The 3525-nt window shown below is 55.8% G+C and carries 3 protein-coding genes; all 3 read left to right on the forward strand.

Translation table 11 applies throughout. The features are described 5' to 3' along the window. Positions 1-222: hypothetical protein (locus VEG30_07745; GenBank protein HXZ79805.1), on the forward strand; the 222-nt coding region annotated here is incomplete at its 5' end. Between the two features lie 584 nt (positions 223-806). Then, positions 807-2099, forward strand: coding sequence for an IS256 family transposase (locus VEG30_07750; GenBank protein HXZ79806.1), 1293 nt, complete (start codon positions 807-809; stop codon positions 2097-2099). Between the two features lie 102 nt (positions 2100-2201). Then, positions 2202-3525 (forward strand): FAD-dependent oxidoreductase (locus tag VEG30_07755; GenBank protein ID HXZ79807.1); only part of this gene is annotated, 1324 nt, incomplete at its 3' end.

Genomic DNA, 3525 nt, shown 5'->3' on the forward strand with positions numbered 1-3525 from the left:
TTTCTCGTCGCGGGTGGTTGGGGACTTTATTTCGCGTTGGCAAATAAAGACAACCCGATCCCCACGATTGTGAATACTCTGTCGCGTGTTACCTGCCCCATCGCTATCGCTGGCATGCATGTCCCCATTAGTCTCTATTGGGTTCTCCTTGTGAATGCCGCCACGTATGCGCTAGTCGGTTTAGTCGTGGAAGCACTGCGCCAAAAACTGCATCACGCGTAGTTCGGCGAACTCCCGCAGGCTCTCGTCGGCAGAGTCGCGAAGGCAAGAGGCACGCAATAGGGCGCAAAGTGCGTCCTTTTCGCCTCCGAACATTGGGCTAACCGTTTTCGAAAGAATGGCGGGGACGACGGGACTCGAACCCGCGGCCTCTGCCGTGACAGTCTAGGCATACACGTCTTATCAGCGACTTACGTTCTCAGCGGGGGCTGCCAAGTCGCTGAAAGGGACTGTAGGAACCGTTTCCTGTGGGTAAGTTTGTGGGTAAGAATTCTCGCGCCCATTGCAGCTTTTGCGCGGACGAAAACCGGGGACTGGCTTCGGTGATGAACGATTCGAGCGCAGTGGATGCGGTGTTTCTTGCCCCGAAATGCAGATCACGTTCAAACAAATTGACCCTTGCTCCCGCACGTCATAAGATTCTCGCGCATGGCATCAAGCCGATTGATGGGAAGTTTCCGCCCACCAGCCTTTCGTACCGAGGATGCCCCGCGTTTAGTTGAAACTTGAGAAAAAGAAGCAGCGGCTCTCGCCCGGACTCGGTTAGAGTTCGGGTTGAGAAATCCCTTTTAAAGGAGAGAGCCGCCGTGAGAAAGAAATACCAGAGGAAACAGCGTAAGTCCAATCACAAGTTGGAGATCGTCCGAGGGCAAGAGCTGATGGTGAAGGTGCCGCTGCCGATGGCCGAGGTGTGGGCGGAGATGCAAGCGCAGGTGGAAGAGCTGACCGGGCAGGCCGGGCTGCAGATCCTCCGCGCTATCTTGGAAAACGAGGTCACGCGCCGGGTAGGACCTCCGCATCGACCGAATCCGAGCGCCGGGTGCGTGCGTTGGGGGAAGCAGCCGGGTTACGTGGTCTTCGCGGGACAGAAGATTCCTGTGGAACGGCCGCGGGTGCGCACGCGCGAGGGCCAAGAAGTGGAACTGGAAAGCTACGGGCAATTGCAGCAGGACGGAAAACTGCAACGAGCGGTGCGCGAAGGTATGGTGGCTGGATTGTCGACGCGGAACTACCGGCGCGCGGTGGAGAGTGTTCTGGAAGGCTACGGGATCGAGAAGAGCAGCGTGAGCCGGCAGTTTGTGGCGGCTACCAGCAATCAGTTGCGCGAACTGTGCGAGCGGCGCTTGGAGGATCTGAACCTGGTGGTGCTGATGATCGATGGGATTCACTTCGGCGGCCAAGTGCTGGTGGTGGCGCTGGGTATCGCGGAAGGCGGTGAAAAGCACGTTCTGGGAGTGTGGCAAGGAGCCACGGAGAACACCACGGTGGTCAAAGGGTTGCTGGAAGATCTGGTGGACCGCGGACTGGATCTGCAGCGGCGGTATCTGGTGGTGATCGACGGATCGAAAGCGCTGCGCGCCGGAGTGGAACGTGTTTTCGGGGAACAAGTGGAAGTGCAACGCTGCCAAATTCACAAGCGGCGGAATGTGCGGGAGTATCTGCCGGAGAATTGCCAGAAAGACTACGACCGACGGATGCGCAATGCGTATGCGATGAACAACTACACGGATGCCAAAGCTGCGTTGGAGAAAATCTTCCGGCAACTGGAAAGAATCAATCCCACGGCTGCCCACAGCCTGCAGGAGGGGCTGGAGGAGACGCTAACCGTCCATCGCTTGGGCATAGGAGGCGTATTACGGCGGAAACTGGCCACCACCAATCCGATCGAATCGTGCTTGTCGACGGTGCAGCGGGTGGCGCGGAACGTAAAACGTTGGCGAGAAGGAAATCAACCGCTGCGCTGGACCGCTACAGGGCTCCTGGAGGCGGAAAAAAAGTTTCGACGCATCAAAGGGTATCAAGAAATTCTGTTGCTGAAGGAACGCCTGAATCCGTCGCGCATTCAGCAGAAGGAGGTCCGTAACCTAGAAGTCGCTTGAACTCGCTCGAAGGTAGGTTTACAGTGCCGAACGTCGAGAGTCGCTGCCATCAACTAAAACTCGGACATCCTCTTTCGTACCCGGTTTAGCCGATGAGCATTTGTGCAGGGCTTATCTGCTTCAGCATTGCTGGCATTCACTCGCCCAAACTTGTCAGCTTTGCTGAGTTCGCCCGCTGCGAAGCCTCAGAAAGTGATCGTTGTGGGAGCAGGCATTGCAGGATTGATTGCCGCGTTCGAACTCATGCAAAGTGGACACGATGTCACTCTGCTCGAAGCACGGACGCGCCCCGGTGGCCGAATTCAAACGATTCGCGATGAATTTTCGGATGGGCTGTACGCAGAAGCGGGTGCGTACGATTTCAGTGATGCCTACGTAGTGCTCCAGCGTTACATTAACCTCTTCAACCTGCGAGTCGATGAAGCGGGAGCCGCTGAAAAGAGTGTCAGCGCAAATGACGTCTTCTACTTGCAAGGGAGGCGTTACGTAGTAGAGCGGGGGTCAGACCCCGAATGGCCATATAATCTGACGCCGGAAGAACGAAAACTCGGGGTGGCGGGGCTATGGGACAAATATTTGGCTGCCCCGATCGGGCAGATCAAAGACCCATTTTCTCTTGACTGGCCTGACTCCTCTGCCCGCCATATCGACCGCGTCACGATCAACGAATTTCTACGAAAACAGGGTGCCAGTGAGGCTGTGGTCTCACTTCTCAGGATGAGCTTCCTCGGCGAAGACTTCGAGTACGTGTCGGCGTTGCAAGACATCATTTGGCAACAATTCGTGGATCGAGCCAAGAGTTGGGGTAAATTGCGCGGTGGCAACGACCAACTTCCTAAAGCATTTGCAGCAAGGCTGGGGCACCGGATTCATTACGGTGCGGCTGTGAAAAGAGTGACCCAGAACAAGAATAAGGTAGCAGTTTCGGTCTCTCGTGCCGGAAAGCTGGAAGAAGTCGAGGCGGATCGCGCCGTTGTTGCCATTCCGTTTTCTGTGCTTCGCAACGTCGAATTGGACGGATCATTCTCTCCTCAGAAACGGCTGGTTATCTCAAAACTTCGTTATTCACCCATTACGCGGTTGTACCTACAGTCGAGAAGTCGGTTCTGGCGCGGGCAAAAACTCAGCGGATACGCGATCACAGATTTACCGCTTCGCACTATCGCGGACATGTCGGATAACCAAGCTGGAACACGTGCGATTCTAGCAACGGAAACTTCCGGTGCAAACGCGAGGCAAATCGCAGCGTTGAACCGAGATGAACGAATTCGCTGGGGGCTAGAAAACGTGGGCAAGGTCTTTCCTGAAATGGCAGAAAATTTCGAGGGTGGAACATCCATTGTTTGGGAGGAAGAACCGTGGTCTCTCGGTGCGTCAGCTTATTACGCACCGGGGGAAATGACGACATTTTTCCCACACGTTGCAA

It is taken from the genome of Terriglobales bacterium (genome assembly GCA_035624455.1).
Lineage (GTDB): Bacteria > Acidobacteriota > Terriglobia > Terriglobales > Acidobacteriaceae > DASPRM01.